Annotated in this window: 20 protein-coding genes; 15 read left to right on the top strand and 5 right to left on the bottom strand. The window is 47.2% G+C overall.

From position 1 onward, the window contains the following. Positions 1-5 precede the first annotated feature (5 nt). The 9 genes from MHB43_RS19720 (at position 6) to MHB43_RS19680 (ending at position 12883) form a co-directional block, all read left to right on the top strand. Positions 6-722 carry a YceI family protein gene (locus MHB43_RS19720; RefSeq protein WP_339177359.1) on the top strand — a complete coding sequence of 239 codons (717 nt, stop codon included), beginning with the start codon at positions 6-8 and terminating at the stop codon, positions 720-722. A gap of 257 nt (positions 723-979) precedes the next feature. Further along, positions 980-5356 carry a glycosyl hydrolase 53 family protein gene (locus MHB43_RS19715; protein WP_405117791.1) on the top strand — a complete coding sequence of 1459 codons (4377 nt, stop codon included), beginning with the start codon at positions 980-982 and terminating at the stop codon, positions 5354-5356. Between the two features lie 266 nt (positions 5357-5622). Next, the gene (locus MHB43_RS19710; protein WP_221820422.1) at positions 5623-6666 is read left to right on the top strand and encodes an SPFH domain-containing protein; all 1044 of its coding nucleotides are present in this window, start codon (positions 5623-5625) and stop codon (positions 6664-6666) included. Between the two features lie 71 nt (positions 6667-6737). After that, positions 6738-7712 carry a sugar kinase gene (locus MHB43_RS19705; protein WP_405132451.1) on the top strand — a complete coding sequence of 325 codons (975 nt, stop codon included), beginning with the start codon at positions 6738-6740 and terminating at the stop codon, positions 7710-7712. Between the two features lie 83 nt (positions 7713-7795). Beyond that, positions 7796-8509: a response regulator transcription factor gene (locus MHB43_RS19700; RefSeq protein WP_405117790.1), complete on the top strand. Its 714-nt coding sequence runs from the start codon at positions 7796-7798 to the stop codon at positions 8507-8509. Continuing rightward, a complete protein-coding gene (locus tag MHB43_RS19695; RefSeq protein ID WP_221820425.1) occupies positions 8506-9504 on the top strand; it encodes a HAMP domain-containing sensor histidine kinase in 999 nt (332 codons plus the stop codon). The genes MHB43_RS19700 and MHB43_RS19695 overlap by 4 nt, the downstream gene beginning before the upstream one ends. A gap of 189 nt (positions 9505-9693) precedes the next feature. Beyond that, the gene (locus tag MHB43_RS19690; protein ID WP_221820427.1) at positions 9694-10464 is read left to right on the top strand and encodes an ABC transporter ATP-binding protein; all 771 of its coding nucleotides are present in this window, start codon (positions 9694-9696) and stop codon (positions 10462-10464) included. Further along, the gene (locus MHB43_RS19685) at positions 10439-12397 is read left to right on the top strand and encodes an ABC transporter permease (protein ID WP_221820429.1); all 1959 of its coding nucleotides are present in this window, start codon (positions 10439-10441) and stop codon (positions 12395-12397) included. The genes MHB43_RS19690 and MHB43_RS19685 overlap by 26 nt, the downstream gene beginning before the upstream one ends. Positions 12398-12541: 144 nt before the next feature. Continuing rightward, complete coding sequence (locus MHB43_RS19680) at positions 12542-12883, top strand: cupin domain-containing protein (RefSeq protein ID WP_221820430.1); 342 nt, start codon at positions 12542-12544, stop codon at positions 12881-12883. A 223-nt stretch (positions 12884-13106) separates the two neighbouring features. On the opposite strand, the gene MHB43_RS19675 is transcribed toward MHB43_RS19680, so the two are convergent. From MHB43_RS19675 to MHB43_RS19655, 5 genes are read right to left on the bottom strand one after another with little or no spacing between them, the layout of a single operon-like run. Further along, positions 13107-13406 carry a metal-sulfur cluster assembly factor gene (locus tag MHB43_RS19675; RefSeq protein ID WP_221820562.1) on the bottom strand — a complete coding sequence of 100 codons (300 nt, stop codon included), beginning with the start codon at positions 13404-13406 and terminating at the stop codon, positions 13107-13109. Positions 13407-13437: 31 nt separating this feature from the next. After that, positions 13438-14670 (bottom strand): hypothetical protein, encoded by a 1233-nt coding sequence (locus tag MHB43_RS19670; protein ID WP_221820431.1) that lies wholly within the window; start codon positions 14668-14670, stop codon positions 13438-13440. Positions 14671-14683: 13 nt separating this feature from the next. Beyond that, positions 14684-15289, bottom strand: coding sequence for a DUF2249 domain-containing protein (locus tag MHB43_RS19665; RefSeq protein WP_221820432.1), 606 nt, complete (start codon positions 15287-15289; stop codon positions 14684-14686). Then, positions 15276-15650 carry a hypothetical protein gene (locus tag MHB43_RS19660; RefSeq protein WP_221820433.1) on the bottom strand — a complete coding sequence of 125 codons (375 nt, stop codon included), beginning with the start codon at positions 15648-15650 and terminating at the stop codon, positions 15276-15278. Before MHB43_RS19660 ends, MHB43_RS19665 begins: the two co-directional genes overlap by 14 nt. An 18-nt stretch (positions 15651-15668) precedes the next feature. Beyond that, positions 15669-15902, bottom strand: a complete 234-nt coding sequence (locus MHB43_RS19655) for a DUF2249 domain-containing protein (protein WP_036613358.1) — start codon at positions 15900-15902, stop codon at positions 15669-15671. A 319-nt stretch (positions 15903-16221) separates the two neighbouring features. Here MHB43_RS19655 and moaA point away from each other — a divergent pair, with 319 nt between their 5' ends. The 6 genes from moaA to MHB43_RS19625 are packed head-to-tail and all read left to right on the top strand — an operon-like array spanning position 16222 to position 25403. Then, positions 16222-17223, top strand: a complete 1002-nt coding sequence (gene moaA / locus MHB43_RS19650) for a GTP 3',8-cyclase MoaA (RefSeq protein WP_221820435.1) — start codon at positions 16222-16224, stop codon at positions 17221-17223. 57 nt (positions 17224-17280) lie between these two features. Next, entirely contained in the window at positions 17281-21033 is a 3753-nt protein-coding gene (locus MHB43_RS19645; RefSeq protein ID WP_405117789.1) for a nitrate reductase subunit alpha, read from the top strand. Further along, positions 21023-22492 carry a nitrate reductase subunit beta gene (gene narH / locus MHB43_RS19640; RefSeq protein WP_076210001.1) on the top strand — a complete coding sequence of 490 codons (1470 nt, stop codon included), beginning with the start codon at positions 21023-21025 and terminating at the stop codon, positions 22490-22492. Before MHB43_RS19645 ends, narH begins: the two co-directional genes overlap by 11 nt. Further along, a complete protein-coding gene (gene narJ / locus MHB43_RS19635; protein WP_405117788.1) occupies positions 22492-23169 on the top strand; it encodes a nitrate reductase molybdenum cofactor assembly chaperone in 678 nt (225 codons plus the stop codon). Before narH ends, narJ begins: the two co-directional genes overlap by 1 nt. Beyond that, a complete protein-coding gene (gene narI / locus MHB43_RS19630; RefSeq protein ID WP_076210003.1) occupies positions 23166-23891 on the top strand; it encodes a respiratory nitrate reductase subunit gamma in 726 nt (241 codons plus the stop codon). The genes narJ and narI overlap by 4 nt, the downstream gene beginning before the upstream one ends. Then, positions 23892-25403 (top strand): MFS transporter, encoded by a 1512-nt coding sequence (locus MHB43_RS19625; protein ID WP_405117787.1) that lies wholly within the window; start codon positions 23892-23894, stop codon positions 25401-25403. Positions 25404-25478 lie beyond the last annotated feature (75 nt).

The following is a 25478-nucleotide window of genomic DNA, read 5'->3' as shown; positions in this document are numbered from 1 at the left end:
TAGAGATGAATAAGAAAGCAAAAGCATGGCTTATTACAGGTGTAGCGGCGGTTGCCGTAATCGGTGGCGGTGGTTACTATATCACCAATAGTTACTTGGGGAACAACGTGGAGATTGAACAAGTGCTTCCTGCGAGCACAGCGACATCCACAACAGCTGTAGATAGCACAGGAACGGTTGTGGCCAATGAAACTGCAGGAGCAGAGCAACTGAACGGAGACTGGAGCATCAGCGAAGGTTCCAAAGTATATTTCTCCGTAACCACATCACAGGAGACCGTTAACTTTGTGGACGAGCAGGTAACAGGGAATTGGACAATTAACGTAGACGATGCTTCTCAGATGAAGGCAGAAGGACAGATCGAGATGGACGGAATTGATTCCGGGAATGGACAACGTGATGGTCACGTGAAGCAAGCCGATTTCTTCGACATCGCTACATATCCACAAGCTACATTTACAGCGACTTCATTCGAAGGGGTACCTGCGGAATGGCCTGTCGGTCAAACGGTTGATATCAAAATGAATGGTACCATTACGGTTAAAGGTATTGAAAAAGAAGTAACTTTTGATGCAAAAGCTGCTTATGAGAATAATGCAGTATTGTTGTCGGCGACATCGATGGTAACATTCGAAGATTTCGGAATGGAAAATCCACACTCCGTTGTGCTCTCGACTGAAAATGATATCCAGGTACAGCTTGAATTGAAACTTTCTAAATAAGTGTAACAACGATTATATATCTAAAAATCTGCTCTGTTCTGCCTTACGGTGGACGGGCAGATTTTTTTGTTTCTTTTGCAAAATAATGTGATCGATATAGCTCAAATGTAACTGTCACAGGATCATATTGTTAAAATAACTGCTGTTTCCTTTGGATTATGCCGTGTCGCCTATCGCTATTAAGCGCTTACAATGAGGAGGATTCATAACATTCATTGATCTATGCACAATCAAACACAAAAAGGGGGAGATCAAGAGTGAATAAGAGGTACATAAGCGGGTGTCTGGTATTACTGATGCTATTCTGTGATCTGGGGTTAATGGTTCGTCCAGCGGCTGCAGAAGATGCAAAAGTGAACGTGGCACTTAACAAGGCGGTTACGGTAAGCACAGAATATTTGGAGTGGGGAAGTAACAAAGACCATTTGGTTGATGGTAAAAGTGACACGCATTGGACTGCTACGGCGGGAGTGACAACGGAACAACCACAGTGGGCGATGATTGATCTGGGTGAAGACTACAATCTGTCCGGAGCGGAAATAACGTGGAGAGAAAACACGGTTGTGAAATATATGGTAGAAACCTCTGCTGACCAGCAGGCATGGACCAAAGTTGTTGATCAAAGTGAAAATGCCGATCCTAAACAGATCGCTGATCTGACGTTTGAGCAGAATGATGTGCGATACATCAGACTGAACATCTCCTTTTACAAGGGTGAGGGAGTCTGGCCAGAAATATTGGAGTTCAAAGTGTGGGGAGAAGCAGAAGGAACTGAACCAGCCAATATTATAGGATATGATGAGATCGAAGTAAGAACGGTGACCAGAAGCGCGCCAGTTCTGCCTAATCAGGTAAAAGCATGGTACCAGAATGGAAAATCAGGAATGGTGCTTGTGACATGGGATCATATCGACCCTATGCAATACGCCTCTGCGGGCAATTTTACGGTTACAGGGGTTGTATATGGTGCGCCTCCAGAGCCTCAGCTTAAAGCTAAGGTGATCGTTGAGGGGTATCGTGCAGACTATGTTAGAGGTGTCGATATTTCCACGTTGACTGCCATTGAGGATAAAGGCGGAAAATACGTGGACAGCAACGGTACAGAGCGTGATTTGCTCGATATTCTCAAGGATCGCGGTGTCAATTATGTGCGTCTTCGTCTGTGGAATGATCCACAGAAATCAGGGGGATACAACGACAAGGACGATGTCATTCGTTTGGCCGAGCGCGTGAAGCAAAAAGGTATGAAAATCCTGCTGGATTTCCACTACTCGGATGAGTGGGCGCACCCGGGCCAGCAGCTTCGTCCCAAAGCTTGGGAAGATCTTTCTCCCGAAGAGCTGAAGCAGGCGGTATACAACTATACGGTTGAAGTTGTAGGAGAAATGAAAGCTAAGGGCGCCATGCCTGATATGGTGCAGATCGGTAATGAGATCAACAGTGGTGTTCTGAATGGCTTGAGCAGCGACGTGGATTTCAATCAAAATGTTGCGTTGCTGAAAAGCGGAATTGATGCTGTACGTGCAGTAGAAGGAGAAATCACCGATAACGAGGATAAGGTGAAGATTATGATCCATCTGGCTGAAGGTGGCAAAGTGGATACGTTCAAATGGTACTTTAAAGAGTTAAGGGATGGCGGACTGGACTATGACATTATCGGACTATCGTATTACCCGTTCTGGCATGGGACATTTGCTGATGTACAGAAAACGATGAATGAAGTGTCAGTCGAGTTTGGCAAAGATGTCATTATCGCTGAAACGTCCTATCCGTTTTCCTACAAAAACGGGGACGCTCATGGAAATATCATCGGATCGGACGAAGCGCTTCATGTAGGGGGAGCAGACTTCCCCGCAACCGTTCAAGGTCAATATGATGCCATTGCCGGCATTATGGACATGATTGCGAACGTGCCAGATAATCATGGCGCAGGTTTCTTCTACTGGGAGCCAGCGTGGATACCGGCGGGTGTAGGCTGGATTGCATCCGAAGGTAATGCATGGGAGAACCAAGCGATGTTTGACTATGATGAATTTCCGGCCAACGGCGGGCATTCGTATGAAGGCAGAGCGTTATGGTCCCTTGATGTGTACAAACGTGGATTAAGTCTTCTGCCCGCAGACCGCCAGCAACTGGATGCGGCACTTACACGAGCCAAATCATTGGTACAGACTGATTTTACTCCGGAAAGCTGGGTGACTCTGGCTCCGGCAATCTCGGCAGCGAATGATGTATACCAACAGGCATACACGCCGGGCGGGGTGACTCAAGCGGATACAGATGCAGCGACAACAGCATTGGAACGTGTGATGCAGCAAATGCAGGTTATCGCCCCGCAGCTTGACGAGCTCAGAGCTAAAATAGCGGAAGCGCGTACGTATCAGCAGACTGAATGGTCTGCGGCCACTTGGGCGGTATTGACCAAAGCGCTGGAAGGCGCTGAGCAGGTCTTGAATGATCCAAGAGCAACACAGACGGATGCGAATACAGCGGTTAAACGTTTGCATGATGCCATTCAAGGTCTATCCAATGTGGACAAAACACAACTGCACCAGTACATTCAACAAATGCAGCAGCAGACTAAATCTTCCTATACACGCCGGAGCTGGTCTGTATTGGAACAGTCTTTGCAGGCAGCGATTCAGGTCCGAGATAACAATGCTGTTGTCCAGTCTGAGGTGAATTCAGCACTGAGTACGTTGAAACAAGCCTTTACTAGTCTGGTCTCTCTGGAGGCTTTAACAACGGGAAAAACGGCAACGGCTTCAAGTAGTGCCGGGACAGGAGGCAATCAAGCCAACTCTTCTGAAGGTGCACTTGACAACAATCCGAACACTTCATGGGGAACAGACCAGAGTAAGGATAGCTGGTGGCAAGTGGATTTGGGGCAAGTTGCTAACCTCCGCAAAATCGAAATGTCGATGTGGAGTGGCGGCATCAAATATACGATCGAAGTGTCCAATGATAACAAAAATTTTGTGAAAGTAGTGGACACCACAAGTGATGTTGTTGTATCGACCGCACCTAGCCATGAACTTCCAGAAGGCACGGAGGGACGTTACATTCGGGTAACGATTAAAACAGGTCCCACATGGGTAGGATTCATGGAATTTGAAGCATACGGTACGTTCCCAGCGGACAAATCGGCACTGCAAACTACTGTAGATACCGCTGAGAAATTAAAACAAACCGAATACACGACATCAAGCTGGAATGTATTCAGTAAGGCACTTTCTGAAGCGAAGGCATTCATTCTGGATGTTGAATCTTCAACGCAAGATGTAAGCAATGCGGATCGTGCGTTACAAGATGCTGTGAGTAAGCTTGTACGTCAAGATGGTACACCTGGCCCTGGCCAGCCATCACAACCAAGTGTACCATCACAACCTTCCAACCCGGGCACAGCTCCAACGCCAGGGAATCCCGATGTAACCCCACCGGCTGAACCTGGTAATCCACCAGCGAAGGGTTCAATAACGGTAAAAGGAACAGCAACCGGGGATGACAAGTATTCGATTCGTCCAGATGTAACTCAATTAACACAGGCACTGCAATCCATGGATGCAGGAAATCGTACGTTGAAGCTGCTTGCAGATGTGCCTGCCACAGCCAAGACAGTCACATTCCAATTGGCTGCAAGTCAACTGGCGGCGTGGATTCGTTCCGAGGAAGTTAAATCCCTGGATGTAGTTGTAGGACAGACTACCGTTCGTGTTCCTCTAAAATCACTCTCGCTAACCATTGCGGAGACTGTGGGAACGTTCGACATCGTAGTGGCAACAGGATCGACAGGTACACTGACTACATCTCAAAAAGCAGCGATCGGTAATCATGCGATTGTTGATGTGAATTTGTCAATGAACAATAAGCCATTGCAATGGACAAACAGAGCGGTTGAAGTTGCCCTATCCAATGTAGAGCAGCATAAGAAGAATGATGTAGTTATGGTTGTACATTCCATATCTTCAAATGGGGAAATGAAACCTGTTACGTATTCCAAGTACGATGACAAGACGAAGACGATGGCGTTTAAACCGCTGGGATCCGGCAGTTATGTCATTGCGGAAGTTGAAGTACCATTACATGATCTGCAAAATCACAATTGGGCTCTCCAAGAAGTGCAGAACCTATACGGTAAGGGAATTATTACGGGGATGAGTGCAACTCGTTTTGCCCCACAAGGTGAACTGACCAGAGCACAATTTTTGCAAATGATTATTAAAGGTATCGGTGATACACGCCAGCCTGATCCATCTATTTCGGTCCCAACGGATGTGAAGGAAGGGCAGTGGTATGCCGATTCAGTACGACTTGGAATTGAAATGAACATTATTCAAGGCCGAGCAGATGGAAGCTTTGGAGCCAATGAACGTATTTCACGAGAAGATATGGCCGTTATGCTGAATCGAGTGCTGCAGGTTGTGCAGCGTGAGGATGCGACCAATGCTGCACAAGGAAATAAGGTGTTTTTAGACAACGCTGAGATCGCTGGTTATGCGAAAGAAGCTGTAGCCTCGATGCAACAACTTGGACTGCTAAACGGCATGCCTGATGGCACGTTTGCTCCGAAAGAAACGGCGAACCGTGCACAAGGGGCTGTTGCAGTCGCCAGACTGATGGAACAACTCTATTAGAGATAGTTCAAAAAGTCCGCTTTTGATTACGAAAGGTGCCTGGTTGCAACATCAACACGCATGAATAGAAAAAACAAAGCAGGTAAAGAGATCGGATCATATGATCCGGTCTCTTTATTTTTTGCGGAAAAAATGAGGTTCAGACTTTATCCACCTCTCTAATAGGCATATGAACATTTTGTTAATGTCGTATTGACAATATCGAATTCATTTGTTATCATTTCGATAATATCAAAACGACAATATTAAGAAATGGGGAATGAGCCATGTTTGGATTCCGATTTGTGAAATTTCAACCCAGTGAGTATGTCATGAAGGTGAAAAATGGTGAGGTACAGCGTCAAGGTGTGGGATTGTCCTTCTATTATTATGAGCCGACCACATCGGTAGTGGTTCTACCCGTGTCCTCGGTGGATGTACCGTTCATGTTCGAAGAGATTACGGCGGATTATCAGACAGTTACTGTGCAAGGGCAGCTAAGTTATCGCATTGTGGATTATCTGAAAATAACCCAGAGCCTGAATTACACGTACAATCTGCGCAAGAATCGGTATATCTCCGACGACCCCGGCAAGCTGGATCAACGGGTGATCACCACAGCCAAAGTACTGACCAAGAAACATCTGGAGCAAATGCCGCTGAAGGAGGCCATTCAATCCAGTGAACGTCTGGCGAGCAGCATGAAACGCGAGGTTGTGCAAAGTGAAGAGTTGGAGAAACTGGGTGTTGAGTTGATGAGTCTATCGATACTGGCCATTCTGCCTAATAAAGAGACGATGCGTGCATTAGAAGCACAAGCGCGGGAAGAGATTTTGCGTCAGGCAGACGAAGCACTCTATGTCCGTCGCAATGCATCCATTGAACAGGAAAGACGAGTGAAAGAGAACGAACTGAACACCGAAATTGCCGTAGAGACAAAGAAACAGCAGATTCGTGAGACCCAATTGCAGGCAGAACGCTCGGTGAAACAGAAACAAAATGAGATGGAGCAGGAGCAGCTTCAGTTCAATACCGCGATGGAGGAACGCAAGCAGCAACTGATTGAGTTAACCATTGCTAATCACAATGCCGAAGCGGATGCCAAAGCCTATGAGATTGCTGCGGTAATGAATTCATTGCAAAATGTACAGCCGAATGTACTGCAAGCAATGGCGAATATGGGCATGAATTCTGATAAGCTGATCGCACTCGCGTTCCAGGAACTGGCTGAAAATGCAGGCAAGATCGGACAGCTTAATATCTCGCCGGATCTGTTGCAGGGATTGATGTCTCCTGCGCAGGGCAGAGATCAAGGAGGTCGTGCGAGATGAGATTAGGAAGAAGAGAACAAGTTGAACAGGCAGAAAAATCAGTACGTCAGCAGGCTGCAGCGGACGATCGAATGACCGAACACAAGCTGATTCTGGTGAAGCGCCGGACCCGACTGGAGGAACTGGTGGTTCGATACAACACGGTGCAGCAAGCTCAGTTCTATATTGAACGTCTGGGCGCAGATTTCAGTGATTATATGGAGGAAGACCGTCGTTATCGGCTATCTGTGCAGCAGGCACAACAGCAGCTGGGACAATTAGGCCGCGTTCAGACGATTGATCGGGAACATGTGCCCAATTTTATCTTTGGAGAGCAGGATATCGTGGTTGTGGTTGGACAGGATGGGCTTGTAGCCAACACCCTCAAATACGTAACCGAGCAGCCGCTCATCGGTGTGAACCCGGACCCGATGCGGTGGGATGGCGTGTTATTACCTTTTACCGTGGAAGATCTGAGCTTCATTGTTCCTGATGTCATTCGAAAGCAACGAACATTAAAAGAAGTTACTCTCGCCAAAGTGGAACTCAATGATGGACAGTATCTATATGGTGTCAATGATCTGTTCATTGGTCGGAAGACACATGTGTCGGCACGTTATGAAGTGCGTTTGGGTACATCGACAGAACAACAATCCTCCAGTGGCATCATTGTATCCACTGGCATGGGATCGACAGGCTGGTTCAAAAGTGTGTTGGCGGGAGCCACGGGCATTGTTGGATCGGCGGTATGGCAGAACATGAATTCCGAAGCGGAGGTCGCTACAGCATCGGCATCCATTCATGGAAGCAGGCAAGATCTGAATCATTTTAACTGGGATGCGCCTTATTTATATTTTTCAGTACGTGAACCGTTCCCGAGCCGGACGACTGCGGCCAATCTGGTGTTTGGACAGATTCATTCGAAGCAACCATTGCACATTGTATCCCAGATGCCGGAGGACGGTGTTATTTTCAGCGATGGGGTCGAGCAGGATTTTCTTGAGTTTAATTCAGGAGTGGAAGCCATCATTGGGTTGGCAGAGAAGAGGGGACGTCTCGTGGTCTGACCCTTTATTTTCAAGCCGTTTCCGACTAGAATGGGTAACTAGATGTGATACACTGATGTCAGGAAACGGAAAGAGGGTTAACGATGCAGTCGATATTGTTGGTTGAAGATGATGCCAAGCTAGCTGGATTGCTGGCGGCTTATCTGACCCGAAATGGATTCCAGGTACAGGTCACAGATGATTTTCGTCATGTACTGGATGAATTTGTGGAAATGAATCCGGACCTTGTGCTGATGGATGTGAATTTGCCTCAATATGATGGATACTACTGGTGCAGGCAGATACGCACACATTCCATATGTCCCATTTTATTCATATCGGCTCGTGATAGCGGTATGGATCAGATTATGGCGTTGGAACATGGAGCGGATGATTATATTACAAAACCTTTTCAATATGAAGTCGTTCTTGCCAAAGTACGAAGTCAGCTGCGCCGAGCCTATGGTTCTTACGCTGCTGTTCAGCAGGAAGTAACAGTGAAGAATGGTCCCATGATCCTCTATCCTGAGCGATTTGTGCTGGAGTATGAGGAACGTTCAACAGAGCTGACACAGAAGGAAGCGATACTGGTGGAAGCACTGATGGCAAAGGCAGGTCGAGTTGTCAGCCGGGAAAAATTGCTGGAACAGATGTGGGAAGATCAGCATTTTATTGATGATAATACGTTGAATGTCTATATTACACGTGTTCGCCGGAAGTTGAAGGAGCTGGGTGCAGAAGAGATTTTGGAGACGGTTCGCGGAGCGGGTTATCGTGTGTTGGAACTGGATTCATCCGCACAGGGGAAAGGAAAATGAGACTTTTCCTGAAAGACCACCTGATGTTAGTCGGATTTTATGTGTTACAGATGCTGCTGGTTCCGTGTGTCTACTGGCTCTCTGGTGAGGGCCGTCCGATGAAGATTGTCCTTTATGGCATGCTGATCAGTATCGTGGTATTGATGGTTTATCTGGTCACTCGTTACTTCCAGTTGCGAGCATATTACCGTCTACTTCAACAACCACGCAAACTGGTAAACGAGCCTTTTCAAACGCTTGGAAATTCGGTCGTGGCGGAGGCCATCCAGGAATTGTTACATGAACTGGAGCGTAATCGGCAGAACGAGATGGGTCAGTTACGTACTAGCAAGGAACAGCAGGTGGTATTCATGAATCGCTGGGTTCATCAGATGAAGACCCCGTTGTCCATCATCCAACTGACCTTGGAAGATGTGGACGATGAGACGGCTGGCAGTATTCAGGATGAGCTGGATAAGCTGCGCAAAGGACTTGAAATGGTCTTGCATTCATCAAGGCTTGAACAGTTTGAAGGGGATTTTCGTGTGGAGCTGTTGTCTTTGCAAGAAGTGCTTCGGAGTAGCATTGCTGAGAACCGACGTTTGTTTATTCGCAGAGGCATTACGCCGGATATTCGTATGGAGGACGACCTTCAGATATATAGTGACTCCAAGTGGCTGCGGTTCATGTTCACCCAGATTCTGACCAATGCCGTGAACTATTCCGATAGCAAATCTGGCAAAAAAGTGATCATTACAGGCTATAAGCAGGAAGAACGTACAATCCTGGACATTCAGGATGAGGGAATTGGCATCTCGTCCGAAGATATTCATCGCGTGTTCAATCCCTATTTTACAGGCGAACGGGGCAGACAATACCATGAATCTACGGGAATGGGATTATATCTGGTTCGTGAGATCAGTGCCCGCCTGGATAACCGTGTCGAGTTGTTTTCGGAGCCAAATGAGGGAACGTTGGTTAGATTCAGCTGGATTCATTCGAAATATCCGAAGTGAAAAGTGCTTTGCCCATGGGCGAGGTGCTTTTTTTAATGCACAGAATTGTGATAGAGGAGGTAGGGGAACAAAACCTTAAACGGGCTGTAAGAGAAGTTTAAGGTAATTCGATAGCACCGTTAGGGGAGGTCGGTTAGGATAAGAATAGAATTAACGTATAAAGAATGATGGATCAGGAGGGAATTACGAATGGAAATGTTACAGGTATCGGGACTGAACAAAGTATATCAGGGCAAAGTGCAGACTCGGGCCCTTAGTGATATTCATCTGACAATCAAGCAAGGTGAGTTTGTGGGTATTATGGGCCCGTCGGGTAGTGGCAAAACCACATTGTTAAACATGGTCTCCACCATTGATGAACCCAGCTCAGGCAAGGTGCTGATTAATGGCATGAACCCGTTTGATATGAAAAAGAAAGAACTTGCCATGTTCCGACGTCGGGAACTCGGATTTGTCTTTCAGGATTTCAATCTGCTGGACACGCTGACTGTTGCTGAGAATATTGTGCTTCCATTGACACTGGACAAGGTCAAACTGAAGGAGATGGAGAGCAGACTTCATCGCATTACAGCGAAGCTCGGGATTGATCATATTCTGGATAAACGAGTCTACGAAATTTCGGGCGGACAGCGACAACGGACAGCCATTGCGAGATCCATGATCAATATGCCTTCGATTGTTTTGGCGGATGAACCCACCGGTGCCCTGGATTCTACGTCATCCCAAGCGGTCATGGAGTCACTTGAACAGATTAACCAGCAGGAGAAAACAACCATTATGTTGGTTACACATGACCCGCTTGCTGCAAGTTATTGCAACCGCATCGTGTTTATCAAGGATGGAAAACTGGCAGCCGAGGTACACCGCGGAGATAATCGACAGACGTTTTTCCAGCGGATCATTGATACTTTATCCTTCTGGGGAGGGAATTCACATGAGCTTTCCTCAGTTCGCGTTTAATAACATTCGCCGGAATGGGCGAGCGTATATTGCTTTTTTTCTTAGTAGTGTGTTTATGGTCATGATTTTCTTCGCGTATGCGGTATTTATCTATCATCCATATGTGGCAGAGTTGCCAATGGGTGACACAACCGCTACGGGGATGCAGATCGCTTCGGTTATTGTGTATGTGTTTGCATTTTTCTTTGTTATGTATTCCATCAGTGCTTTTCTCAAATCACGGAACAAAGAGTTTGGCATTCTGACCATACTTGGTGCGGAGCCTAGGCAGATTCGGAGATTGGTCATTCTGGAGAACATGTTGATCGGCTGCCTGTCCATTATTGCCGGGATCGGCGGAGGTATGTTGTTGTCCAAGCTGTTCCTGATGTTAACTACTCGTTTTATCGGGATGGATGATCTGCCCTTTTATTTTCCGGTGAAAGCGATTCTGATTACGATCGGGGCCTTTCTGTTATTATTTTTCTGCATATCACTCTTCACATTGGTTTTTATCGGGAACAAACGAACGTTAGAACTTTTGACGGGAACCAGCAAGCCTAAAAAAGAGCCCAAAGCTTCATGGTTCTTCTCACTTCTGGGTTTTGCATTACTAACAGTAGGTTTTGTGGTACTCCGCAGCGAGTTAAATGGCGGAACAATCATGATTGCAGCTGTAACAGGGATAGCGGGAACGTATTTTTTCTACTCTCAACTGTCTGTCATGATCATTCGCTTATTGAAACGTAATCGTAAAACCGTATGGCAGGGTACACGTCTGTTATGGATCTCAGAGATGAGTTATAAAATGAAGGATAATGCACGCATGCTCTTTATGGTGACCGTGGTGATTGCGATTGCTTCAATGAGTGCAGTTGTAATTTTGTCACTGGATCAGGAGAACCGGGAACAGTTTACGAACAACGATTTTCCAATTCAATACAACGTCTTCAGACCAGCGGAGCAATTGGATATGAGCGCTATTGATTCGAAACTTGAAGCCGCAGGCTTGGATTATCAACAGATATATCTGGAATATCTGTGGTCCTCTGCAGATCAGAGTGCTGTCTCGGTTATGCCGCTTAGTCACTACAACCAATACAATCGGACACAAGGGAGAAAGATGTTCCAATTGGATACCGGATCCGTTTTATTTGTGGATACCCGCAATGAGAAGGATCAGGGTCAGATCGAGCGCAACAGATTTCGTAATTATGCGAAGGGAGACAAGTTGACGTTGAATCTGAACGATAGCCCTCTGGAAGCCCGGGTTACGGATACAGATATCGATCCACGGTTTGGAACCCTACTCTATGCTACAGGTGTAGTTGTTCTCCCGGATGAGAAGTATGAAGAGATTGCCCAACAGATCAAAGAGAATATGATATCAGGAAAATATCTGTATCAGATCCCTGCATGGGGCCATGCTGTACCTGACCGCCACTCCTCGGAAGCCATGGTTAGCGATCAGCTTCTATTCTCCGTAAATTCCATTGGAAGCAGCAACGCTTCAACGGATAACAACTCTGGATATCTGACTACACGATATGGAGATTTTGAGAGATACAGACAGGGTACAGCACTCTTTACCTTTCTGGGTATATTTATCGGATTAATCTTCTCGATATCTTCCGCAAGCTTTCTGTATTTCAGACTGCATACCGATCTTGAAGCAGATGGAAGGATGGTGCATTCTCTTTCGAAAATGGGCCTCAGTTTCCAGGAGATGAAACGATCATCCACCGTTCAGATTGCCATTCTGTTCTTTTTACCGATTGGGGTAGCTATCATTGAAACGTTGGTAGTGGTTAAACCATTCCTGACTGAGTTTGGTATTACCAATTATACGATGCCGGTGTTGACTGTTTTTGGTGCCTTTGTACTTGCACAGACGTTTTATTTCATCGTCATACGTTCCAGATATATCGCTTCTCTGCGCAAAATGATGGTGTAACTATCTTAAAAACAAACGATCATAAGGGACCGACTATGATTTGTTCATTTGCCCGTATTTCTTGATTCAGATCAAGGAAATGCGGGCTTTCTTGCGATAAGATGAATGTATTCACAGATTACATTATCGAGGAGGACGATTAGGATGAGTATCACGTCATTGCAAGAAGTCAAAGCATTCAGTGAGGAGCGTTTTACTAAACGAGTTTTATTCCAACAGGGTGGTGGAGTGACCTTTGTACTTCATTTTCTGCCAGGTCAGCAGCTTCCCGTTCATAAACATCCAGGCACAGACGTTATTTTGCTGGTGGTCGAAGGCACAGGCACACTTATGCTGGATGGAAAAGAACAAGAAGTGAAACAAGAGGATGTAATTCATTGCGGCGGTGAAGTGGAGTTTGCATTCCATAATACAGGAGCTCAGGAGGTTCGTTTGTTCGTGGTGTTAAACAAAGTGCCAGCAGCATCCTATGCAAAGGACATCTAACATCGAATATCAAGGAAGCGATACAACGATTCACTGATCGGAACTAATATAAGGGGAACTCTATTCTGGAGTTTCCTTATTTATTTTTATTCAAGAATATCTTAATCAAGTGTTTCCCATCGCAAAACAAAAAGCATACTTGAGTCTGAGAACATCAGATTTAAGTACGCTTCTTCGTATTCCGCCAGCAACTTGTTCATTATCCGGTCTATAGTCATTCTGCCTAGAAGTATCCCAGCAATTCCTTGGCTTCATTCGACATCATCTGTGGAGACCATTGTGGCTCCCACACCACTTGAACGTCAATATCAGTCTTATTCGTATTTTCCTGTAAAACCCATTTCACCGCACCAACGATGGTATCGTGCAGCGGACAACCTGGTGTAGTTAGCGTCATCCGTACATGTACTCGTTCAGCTTCTTCCTTTACTTCATACACCAGACCAAGGTCAACGATATTGACACCTAATTCAGGGTCATATACTTCCTTGAGACATTCCAGTAAATGCGTTGTTTGTTCCATCATGTTCACCCTCCAATCTACCTTTTTAACATTAACGTCTGAATACCAAAGCAATATTCGCTATATAAACGATGGAAACCAGAGATAAGGCTGTTCCTCCAACCATCATAACCTCTGCCAGATTAATCAGAATTCCACTGACTAGCAGAAGGCTTCCAGCCACCATGGCGATCATCCCCCAATTGACGTTCCGTTCACTCAGCATACCAGCCATTAGCGGTGTTCCGGGTCTGCCTGCCTGCTTGCCGTATTTGTGGGTCCACCAGAGAAAAGGCACGATTTTGGAGGCATATCCGAGTATGGTGAGGGACACCCAGCCCCCGAGATATACCCATCCAGACAGAAGAACAACCCTTGGATGGAGCAGCAGTTCGGTTCCTTGCGCCGAATAGATCAGTAGGGCGACAGCATATGCGGCAAAGGCACGGCTTACATACACAGACCAGCGAATACCCGGCCCGGGGTTGCTTTTGTGACGTTTCTCCTGAATTTGCTCCAAGTGATACACATAGAAGAGTAGGGCTGCGGTTAGGAGCAAGAGCGCGAACCAGAGCAAACCTCCCTTAAGCCCAGTCAGAAATGCGACAACGCCTGTAATTACAGCTGCATTCCACAGAACCAGGACCACTTTCTGTAATCGAAGGGAGTAATCGTGGGACAGGTAGAACATGGGCAGCATTTTGTAACTGAATCCGGTAATTAACATGCCAAACCAGCCGAGTGTTCCCATCCAGATATGTGCGCCGAACAAGCGTTCATGCATACCATTCCAATCACCAAAGGCAAAATTCAGACCCATCAGCATACCGGATAGCCCGGTAAGAACCAGATAAAGACACGAACATGCTGCACTAATCGTTACCGGATTCCATTGTGAGGCACGTAAGAGGGTAACAGCCATATTCCATCCGAACAACAGGATGCCAGAGAGCGCGAGTGTCGCAGAACCGGAAATCCAGATGACATCTGCACAAATGAAGCCGTATAACATGCCTACGATTCCGATACTGAACAAGACATAATGACAATAACCGAGAACCAGACTGTAGATATTGGATTGCAAAATAACATGTATCAACTGATAAACGGCACCCATTGCGAGCATGGTTGCCCACCCGAGCACAAACAGATGAGCATGAAACCAGCCTTCGGGTCCTCTGAGTTCATCACCAAGCCAGCCTGTCAGCGAGAGCAGGGAGAAGGCGTGATACATTACAAATCCAAAGATGCCCGTGATGATGAAAAGAAACGGCAACCTGGACATGGCTTTCTCCTCCTTACCCTTTTTCAATTCTCACTTTGGCTGTGCCATCGGCTTGATCTTCAACCGTGTAGGTGCAACCTAGATTGTTTAACTCTTCAATCAGGAATACAGGTACACGGTCATTGTGAATCAGTACGATTTCCCCAGGTTTGCAACGCTCCAGAGCGGCAAGTGTTCGCATCATGGGCTGTGGCGGTTCCAATCCGCGATTGTCCAGTATAACTTTGGGTGCCTGTGGAGTTTCAATGTTTGCAATCGCAACAGCTTGCTCCTCCGGATGTCCTTTGCATGAAGCTGATTCTTCGTCTGAACCGGGCTCCGAATTAACTTCTGATCCAGGTAAAACCATTGCAGATAATGCTTTTGCACCGGTTTTATTTTTTTTGTGCACAAATGTGGTAACCCAGTGATCTGAACCTTTTCGTTCCGATGTGCTGGAATATCCTTTCAGCTTGAGAATACCGAGCAGAGGCGTTGGTTTGAATGGAGCATGTAGGACAAACACATCGTCATGCTGAAGGCCCTTGACCGTGTCCATAATCAGCTGAAACGGCTCCAGCTTTTTACTCAGATGAGGGCGCACATCCAATTCAACCATACGGATATCAGATGGAGACATGTGCGTTCACATCCAATCCTGCACTAGCTACATCCGCCTGTTGTACCAACTGCAGAGATGATTCATACAGGGCGGCCATTCCACCGTACAGCGCGTAGAAGAATGACTCCGGCGCATCGAGGGAGAAGGACAGATAGGCTTTGGGGTCCATGCCGAGCACACGCTCAAAAAGTCTTGCACTGTCATAGGCGTAAAAACAGAAGTGAGTATATTCGAACACAGGCATTTTTTCGTAAATGGTAACAATCTCTTGCGCATATTCGGCCTGTTCACGCTGTGCTATCTGCACCATGGTTGTGGCATCTTCCAACCTCAGCGTGATGCGAAGTGTAGTATTGTCAATGATTTCAACGTGGGCCATAGCGGTTCAGCTCCAATTCTATAGTTTGCTGATCTTGACCTGGAAGGTTGTAGGGCCCTGCTCAATATACTCCCAGTTGAAGCCATCAGGATGTGTGGACTGGAACTGGAATCGAAGTGGCTTTGGATCGTGATCATTGATGAGCAGCATGGATTCCTGTGGTTGCAACTGATCAAACGTTTCGAAAATAACTTTATGTTTCAAATGCGGTGGATACTCCGTGGCATTAATGGTTGCTGCGTATGTGTTCATGTGTCATTCCTCCAAATAGGGATAGTGTGGTGCTGCAATTTGATTATAGAAAACGTGAAGAGGGGTCTGTGTGAGCAGGCTCACACATTTCTTTTTGCCATAATTTAGACTTATTTAGACCAGAATCCTGTTTGGAAAAGGGCTGGTGAGCATATATAGATGTGCAACTGTGCGCTATGTTTCACTTCTTGTGATATTTTGCACAGTTCAGCGAGTGAGACATCCTTATATTTAGCGTCAAGATGACACTGGATGAGAGAAAACAGGTTTCTCCTTCGGCTGATGTGAATACAGCACCCTAGAGAAGGGAGGTATGTGTATGGAATCAAAATTAATGGACCCGTTTGGAAGAAAACATGATTACTTAAGAATTTCGGTTACGGATCGTTGTAATCTCCGCTGTGTGTATTGCATGCCAGAGGAAGGAATGCAGTTTGAACCGACAGAACGAATCCTGTCCTATGAAGAAATCACGTCCATCGTTAAGGCGCTTGCTCCATTGGGCATTCGGAAATTGCGTTTAACTGGAGGGGAGCCTCTTGTTCGTAAGGGGCTGGATCAACTGATTGCGATGTTGTCCGCTATTCCAGGAATTGAAGATATCGCATTGACCACCAATGGCATCTATTTGGCAGCTTATGCGGATCTGCTGAAGGCTGCGGGGCTAACACGGGTGAACATAAGCCTGGATTCTTTGAAGCCAGAACGATTCGCAAGCATTACCCGAGGCGGCAAGGTGCAGCGTGTGCTGGACGGCATTAAGGCCAGCCAAAAAGCCGGATTTCATCCGATCAAGCTGAATGTGGTGCTGATGAAAGGCGTGAACGACGATGAAGTGGAAGACTTTCTGAGGATGACCCGGGATGAACCCATTCATATTCGTTTTATCGAGTACATGCCTATTGGTGAAAGTGGAGAAGGTTGGAGATCTGGGTATATGCCCCTCGAACATGTGCTGGAAACATGCGGAGCACAATGGGAGTACGAAAGCTGTGGAGAGATTTATGGGAATGGACCTGCAGATAGTTATCGCATTGTGGGAGCTGCCGGAACCTTTGGTCTGATTCATCCGGTGAGCAGCCATTTCTGCGGAAATTGCAATCGGCTCAGGCTGACAGCAGACGGAAATATCAAACCTTGTCTCTACTGGTCAGATGAGTTCAATGTTCGTCCACTCGTAGGTGATGACAAGGCGGTGCAGGATTTATTTTACAAGGCACTCGGAGCCAAACCCGAAACACATGACATGTTAAAAGCCTTAAACGGGCAACAGATTGACGGCACGCCAACGCTGCGACATATGTCGCAAATCGGAGGTTAGCAACAGCAGTTCAGGATTCAACTTGCATCAACAGGTCATATATGTGGGAGGACAACAATGAGTAACAAAAGCATGCCCTGGATGGGCAAACTCAAATATTTTGCCAAACGTGAAAAAAGTGCGGAGGGCTGGAGTGAGATGTCCCCAGTTAACCGGGATTGGGAAGATGTCTACCGCCGCCGCTGGCAGCATGACAAAGTGGTGCGTTCCACGCACGGCGTCAATTGTACCGGATCATGCAGCTGGCAGATCTATGTGAAAGACGGCATTGTCACTTGGGAAACGCAGGCTACCGACTATCCTTCAACCGGACCGGATATGCCGGAATTTGAACCACGAGGTTGTCCGCGTGGAGCGAGCTTCTCCTGGTATCTGTACAGCCCGCTGCGTGTCAAACATCCTTATGTACGTGGTGCGCTGCTGGACATGTGGCGTGATGCGCTTCAGACACATGGTGACCCGGTTCAGGCGTGGTCCAGCATTGCGGATGATCCGGCCAAAGTGAAAAGATACAAAACGGTACGTGGTAAAGGTGGATTAATTCGCGCGTCATGGGGTGAAGTGACACAGATTATTGCCGCTTCGCTAATTCATACGATCAAAGAATACGGACCGGATCGGATTATTGGTTTCTCTCCAATTCCTGCTATGTCGATGGTCAGTTATGCAGCAGGGTCGCGCTTCCTCTCCCTAATGGGATCACCATTGCTCAGTTTCTACGACTGGTATGCGGATCTGCCGCCGGCTTCACCTCAGATCTGGGGCGATCAAACGGATGTGCCGGAGAGCAGTGACTGGTACAACTCGGGATACATTCTGGTATGGGGCTCTAATCTGCCAATGACGCGGACACCGGATGCCCACTTCCTGGCTGAAGCACGTTATCGGGGAACGAAAGTGGTATCGATCAGCCCGGATTATGCGGAATATGTGAAATTTGCAGATACATGGATGTCGGTAAAACAAGGAACGGACGGCGCTCTGGCGATGGCTATGGGCCATGTCATCCTGAAAGAGTTTTATATTGAAAAGCCTACGGACTATTTCATGCAATATGCCAAACAGTATACGGACTTTCCAAATCTGCTGATTGTGGAAGAAAAGGACGGGATACACACAGCAGGCAGATTTCTCGTTGGGGAAGACCTGGGTATTACGGGCAATAATATGGCATGGAAAACGCTTGTATACGATGAGAACAGTGGAACCTATGCGATGCCAAAAGGAAGTTTGGGATTCCGTTGGGGTGAAGAAGGCACATGGAATCTCAAAATGGAACAGGTGGAGAACGGTGAGCCGATTGATCCAAGACTATCCATGCTCGGAGTCCATCATGATCTCGTAACCATTCAACTGCCGTACTTTGATGATGAGGGAAAACATGTCATGAAGTGGCAGATTCCTGTACGCCAGATCTGGCTGGGAGACAGATGGATTACGGTAACAGCCGTATACGATCTGGTACTTGCCAAATACGGAATTGAACGTGAAATGACACGTTCTGCGGATTCAGCAGAAGTAGTCACTGGTGCGGAGCAGTGGAGTGTACGTGTTCACCGTGGAGACGACATCTTACATGCACCACAGGTAAAACCATTCACTCCGGAGTGGCAAGAGAAAATCACTGGTGTGGACCAAGAGACTGTCGTACAGATTGCACGTGAGTTTGCACAAAATGCGATCGATACCAAAGGGCGTTCCATGATCATCATGGGAGCCGGTATTAATCACTGGTACAACTCCGACGTCATCTATCGCGCCATCATTAACTTAATACTGATGACAGGCTGTCAGGGTGTGAATGGTGGAGGTTGGGCGCACTATGTTGGTCAAGAAAAACTGCGTCCGGCTGAAGGCTGGCAGACGATTGCCTTTGCTCGTGACTGGACCGGACCTGCACGTCTGCAGAACGGAACATCCTTCTTTTACTTTGCAACAGATCAATGGAGATACGAGGAGACCCAAGTAGGAGAATTGACTTCGGCGCTTGAGGGTGAACCGAGGTTCCAGCATGTGGCTGATTATAATGTGATGGCTGCGCGTATGGGCTGGCTTCCATCTTATCCACAATTCAATCGTAACTCAATTGATCTGCATCAGGATGCACTGCAGGCTGGAGCAACGACGAAGGAAGAGATCGGTGCTTATGTAGCCTCTGAATTGCAGAACAAAAATCTGAAGTTCTCAATCGAGCAACCCGATGATCCAGCGAACTTCCCGCGTGTACTATTTGTCTGGAGAGCGAATCTGATCTCAAGTTCCGGCAAAGGACATGAGTATTTCCTCAAGCATCTGCTCGGTGCAACGAACGGATTGCTGAATGATGACGATCATGGACTGCGCCCGGAGCATGTGGAATGGGTGGATGAAGCACCGGAAGGCAAACTCGACCTGATGATCAATATGGATTTCCGGATGGCAGGTACGGCGATGTATTCCGATATTGTTCTGCCAGCAGCGACCTGGTATGAGAAAAGCGATCTGAGCAGTACGGATATGCATCCGTTCGTTCATCCATTTAATCCGGCTGTAGCCACGCAGTGGGAATCCCGTTCGGACTGGGATACCTTCAAGGAAATTGCACGTGTATTCTCCGAGATGGCTGCGCAGCAATTTGATGGTCCACAGAAGGAGATCATAGCTACACCGCTGTTGCATGATTCACCAGATGAGCTTGCTCAACCGTACGGAGAGATCAAAGACTGGAGTGCGGGAGAATGTGAAGCAATCCCGGGCAAAACGATGCCGCATATTCAGGTCGTGGAACGTGACTATGCTGCGGTATATAACAAAATGATCAGCCTTGGACCTGTAGTGAAGGATAAACCAATCGGTACCAAAGGCATATCCTGGTCAGCCAGTGAAGAGTATGAAAAACTCAAGGGTATCCTGGGCGTGAACCGTAAAGATGGCGTTGGACAAGGATGTCCGGATCTGAGCACAGACCGTAATGTTGCAGAGGCCATTCTGACCTTGTCCAGTACAACGAACGGAAAGATGGCTGTGCGTGCGTGGGAAGCACTTGAACAGAAAACAGCATTGCATCTGAAAGATTTGGCTGAGGAACGGTCTGAGGAATGTTTTACGTTTGACGAGATCACTTCCAAACCGAAAACGGTCATTACCTCGCCTGCATTCAGCGGATCGGAAAAAGGAGGACGCCGATATTCGCCATTCACCACCAATGTGGAGCGCCTGATTCCATGGCGTACATTGACGGGCAGACAGCAGTTCTATATTGATCATGCGATGCTCCGCGAGTTCGGAGAGACATTAGCGACATTTAAACCTGTGCTGAAGCATACACCGTTCCATCCAAACAGCAAACGTCCGATCGAAGGGGGCAAGGAGATTGTCCTGAACTACCTGACACCGCATAATAAGTGGTCGATCCACAGTATGTATTATGATGCGCTGCCGATGCTGACGTTGTTCCGAGGTGGCCCGACAATCTGGATGAACTACGAAGATGCAGAAGAAGCCGGACTGGTTGACAACGACTGGATCGAATGTTTCAACCGTAACGGGGTAGTCGTTGCCAGAGCCGTAGTGACACACCGTATTCCTCGCGGCATGGCATTCATGTATCACGCTCAGGACCGTCATATTAATGTTCCGGGCACCAAAATATCACAGACACGTGGGGGTACGCATAACAGTCCGACACGTATTCATGTGAAGCCTACCCATATGATCGGTGGTTATGCCCAGTTAAGTTATGGCTTCAACTACTATGGCCCGACAGGCAATCAGCGTGATCTCAATGTCATCATAAGAAAACTGCAGGAGGTGGATTGGCTTGAAGATTAAAGCACAAGTCAGTATGGTCATGAATCTGGACAAATGCATAGGGTGCCATACATGTAGTGTTACGTGCAAAAACACCTGGACCAATCGTCCAGGTGCAGAATATATGTACTGGAACAATGTAGAGACCAAGCCAGGGGTCGGTTATCCGAAACAATGGGAGGACCAGGAGCGTTATCGCGGTGGCTGGGAGATGAAGAATGGCAAACTGGAATTGAAGTCCGGCACACGGGCAAGACGCTTGCTTAACATTTTCCATAACCCGGATCAGCCTACCATTGATGATTATTACGAGCCATGGACCTACGAGTATGAGAAACTGACGAACAGCCCGGAGAAAAAACATCAGCCTGTAGCAAGACCGAAATCCCAGATTACCGGTGAATATATGAATCTGGAGTGGGGACCTAACTGGGAGGATGATCTGGCAGGTGCCCATGTAACCGGGATGGAAGACCCCAACATGAAGGGTGTCGAGGATTCGATCAAGATGGATTTTGAACAGGTATTTATGATGTATCTGCCACGGATCTGTGAACATTGCCTTAACCCAGCCTGTGTGTCCTCCTGTCCTTCCGGAGCGATGTACAAACGGGAAGAAGACGGGATTGTACTGGTTGACCAAAATGCATGCCGCGCATGGAGATTCTGTGTATCGAGCTGTCCGTACAAAAAGGTCTATTTCAATTGGCAGACAAACAAAGCCGAGAAATGTACGCTATGTTTCCCGCGGATTGAAGCGGGTCTGCCAACGATCTGTTCCGAAACCTGTGTGGGACGTATCCGCTATATCGGCCTGATGCTGTATGATGCAGACCGTGTTGAAGCTGCTGCTTCCGTTGAAAATGACCAGGATCTCTATGAATCCCAGATGGATATTTTCCTTGATCCGAATGACCCTGAGGTGATTCGCGAAGCGCGTGAGGCAGGAATTCCCGAGGATTGGATTATTGCAGCGCAGCAGTCCCCTATTTATAAAATGGTTATCGACTGGAAAATTGCGCTCCCGCTTCACCCTGAATACCGTACCATGCCAATGGTATGGTACATTCCACCGCTTAGCCCGATTACCAATCGGGTAGAGGGACAGGGAAGTTCACTGGAGGCTAATGATATTTTCCCTGCGATTGATAACATGCGTATTCCGGTGGAGTATCTTGCCAATCTGCTTACAGCAGGAGATACGGATCGAATTCGTGAGGTCCTGCGGAAGATGGCCGTTATGCGCATTCACATGCGTAATCAGCAGACGGGTAAGACCAGTGAATCGGCATTGTTGGAAAGAGTAGGCATGGATGCGCAGGAAGTGGAGGACATGTACCGACTGCTCGCGATTGCGAAGTATAATGATCGTTTTGTCATCCCGCCAGCCCACCGTGAGGAAGTGGAAGATCTCTTCAGCGAACAGGGCAGCTGCGGACTTGATTTTGCAGGTGGTCCTGGTTCTTGTGGGGTATTTTGATGGGAAAGGAGACAATGACAACGATGACGATCGAACCCAATGAGGGAACAGGTCAGGCTCTGGTTTACGATACGAATACGAGAAGAATGGTCTGTAAACTGATCTCCTACCTGTTGCAATATCCGGATACAGCGTGGAGAGAAGGACTGCAAGGAGTGAAGGAAGCTATACAGTCCATTTCCGATGAGACGGGGAAGCAGATTCTGTTGACATTTGTAGATGAAGCACAGGCTGTTAGCTCGATTGAGTGGCAGGATTCCTATGTTCGTACATTCGATTTTGATAAAAAGTGTAACCTCTATCTCACGTATGCTCTTCATGGCGATGAACGGGATCGGGGCCCGGCTCTGATTGAATTGAAACGCAGATATGAAGCTGCGGGATTTTATATGGAAGTGAGTGAGTTGCCGGACTATTTGCCTATGGTGCTTGAATTTGTAGCTGAGGCTCCCGAGGAAGATGCCTTAGGGGTGCTCTCCAGTTGCCATAAGGCGTTGGTCACAATGAGCGAAAGCATTACGGGACAGAACAGCCCATATGGACCATTGCTCAGTCTGATGTTACAGGTCATTCCTGAGCCTCCTGCCCCTGATGTGCCAGAACAAGAAGAGACAGTTAACCAACAACCTGCAGATCTTATGCAGATCGCTGCCCAGATGAGGAGGGGGAATCGGTGAGTACACTGGAACTGTTGTTATGGGGCGCTCTTCCCTATATGGTCATTGTTTTCTGTATTACGGCGACAATCTGGCGTTATGTGACGAATCCTTTCAGTTGGACGTCCAAGTCCAGTGAGATGTTGGAGAAACGCATGCTAAAATGGGGCAGTTTACTCTTTCATATCGGGATATTCGCTGTAATCTGTGGACATATTGCCGGTTTGCTTGTTCCAGTGGAGTTCTATCGCTGGATTGGACTGAGTGATGAAGGATATCACTTGATGGCTATCGCAGGAGGACTGCCTGCGGGGATCATTGCATTGGCAGGTGCTGTCATTTTGCTGGTTCGCCGTTATGTTGCTCGCAGAGTGCGGGCGACAAGCAGCATCGGGGATTGGATGGCACTTGCCATGTTGATCATAGTCATTGTCACCGGAATACTGGCGACCTCGGCTAATGCGGTGAATCACACAGGTTTTGACTATCGAACAACGATTAATCCGTGGTTGCGCGGTCTGATCGTATTCCAGCCTGATCCCGTTCTGATGCAGAATGTACCGATGAACTTCAAAGTACACATTCTGCTTACCTTTGTACTGTACTGCGTGTTTCCATTTACACGTCTGGTTCACATGTTGAGTATGCCACTGGGTTATCTGAAACGCAGTTATGTGCTGTATCGCAGAAGAGATGGTGCTGTGTATCCGAATCAGGAACAAAAAAAGGAAAGGGCGATGTAGATGCAACATAAAGGAAAGGTTCAACTGCCCTTGCAAACGGCAAGTCTGGTTCTGGGTTTCATGGTATGGGTTATCCTGTCATCTCTGATGCCATTTATTAAAGAAGATATTGCGCTTACGTCTTCCCAGCTTGCGTGGGCGACAGCGATTCCCGTATTGATCGGATCGATTGCCCGTATTCCGATTGGTTATTGGACGAATCGATATGGAGCACGCAATATTTTCATGATCAGCTTTGTCCTGCTGCTGGCTCCGGTATGGTGGATTAGCCGTGCGACGTCGTTCAGTGATCTGGTGATTGGTGGATTGTTCCTCGGTATTGGGGGAGCTGTCTTCTCCGTCGGTGTAACTTCACTGCCCAAATATTATCCGAAAGAGCGACATGGATTTGTTAACGGGATCTACGGAATTGGTAACCTGGGTACAGCACTGTCTGCATTCGGAGCCCCGCTGATCGCTGATCGTATGGGATGGTCTACGACGGTTCTGCTCTACAGTATTTTGCTATTAGGGATGGCGGCGCTGAATTTCGTTCTGGGTGACAAACAGGAAGTACGAGTTAACGCTCCTTTAATGCAGCAACTGAAGGCCATATCACGCAACAATAAACTATGGTTGCTCTGCTTGTTTTATTTTCTGACATTTGGCTCGTTCGTGGCATTTACGGTGTACTTGCCGAATTTCCTGGTTAGTCACTTTCAGATGGATAAAGTCGATGCAGGTATTCGTACAGCGGGATTCATTCTCGTTGCAACCATTATGAGGCCCGTGGGAGGTTGGCTTGGAGATCGATTTAATCCATTCAAAATATTAATGTTTGTGTTCGGCGGATTAACGATCGCAGCGATTGTATTATCCTTCGCGCCATCATTCTATATCTACACGATTGGATGTCTGACTGTGGCATTATGCGCAGGGACAGGTAACGGAACCATTTTCAAATTAGTGCCAATGTATTTCGTTAAACAACCAGGGGTAGCGAATGGGATGATCTCCGCTATGGGGGGACTGGGTGGATTCTTCCCTCCGTTGATGTTGACTTTGTTGTACAGCATGACCGGTCATTATGCCATTGGTTTCATGGCTTTGTCTCAGATCGCGTTGGTCAGTCTTGTACTTGTGATCTGGATGTTCTACCAGGAGAAGCTTCAGTTATCTGCGAGCATTCTGGAGAGTACCATTGAAGCCATTCTGATCACAGATACGAACAGTGTTATTACATCCGTGAATCCGGCCTTTACTGCAGTCACTGGTTATAGTGCTGAAGAGGCGGTTGGACAGAAGCCAAGTCTGCTGAAATCCGGTAAGCAGGATAAACGTTTCTATGACCAATTATGGCTGGAATTACGTGAAAAAGGATATTGGCAAGGCGAGATCTGGAATCGGAAGAAAAACGGAGAGATCTATCAGGAATGGTTAAGTATTACGGCAATCCGTAATGAGGCAGGCGAAGTCAAATATTATGCGGGCATGTTCAGTGACATGGGCAGGCCAGAGCTCACAATCGCCTGATAATTGTATCGGTAATTGTGCATACAGCAAGAGACCTTAACATCGATTGCAGGCGTTAAGGTCTCTTTTTGCTCA

It is taken from the genome of Paenibacillus sp. FSL H8-0317 (assembly GCF_045040685.1).
GTDB lineage: Bacteria > Bacillota > Bacilli > Paenibacillales > Paenibacillaceae > Paenibacillus.
The sequence above is the reverse complement of the archived record's forward strand: the minus strand, read 5'-3'. Positions and strand labels throughout refer to the sequence as shown.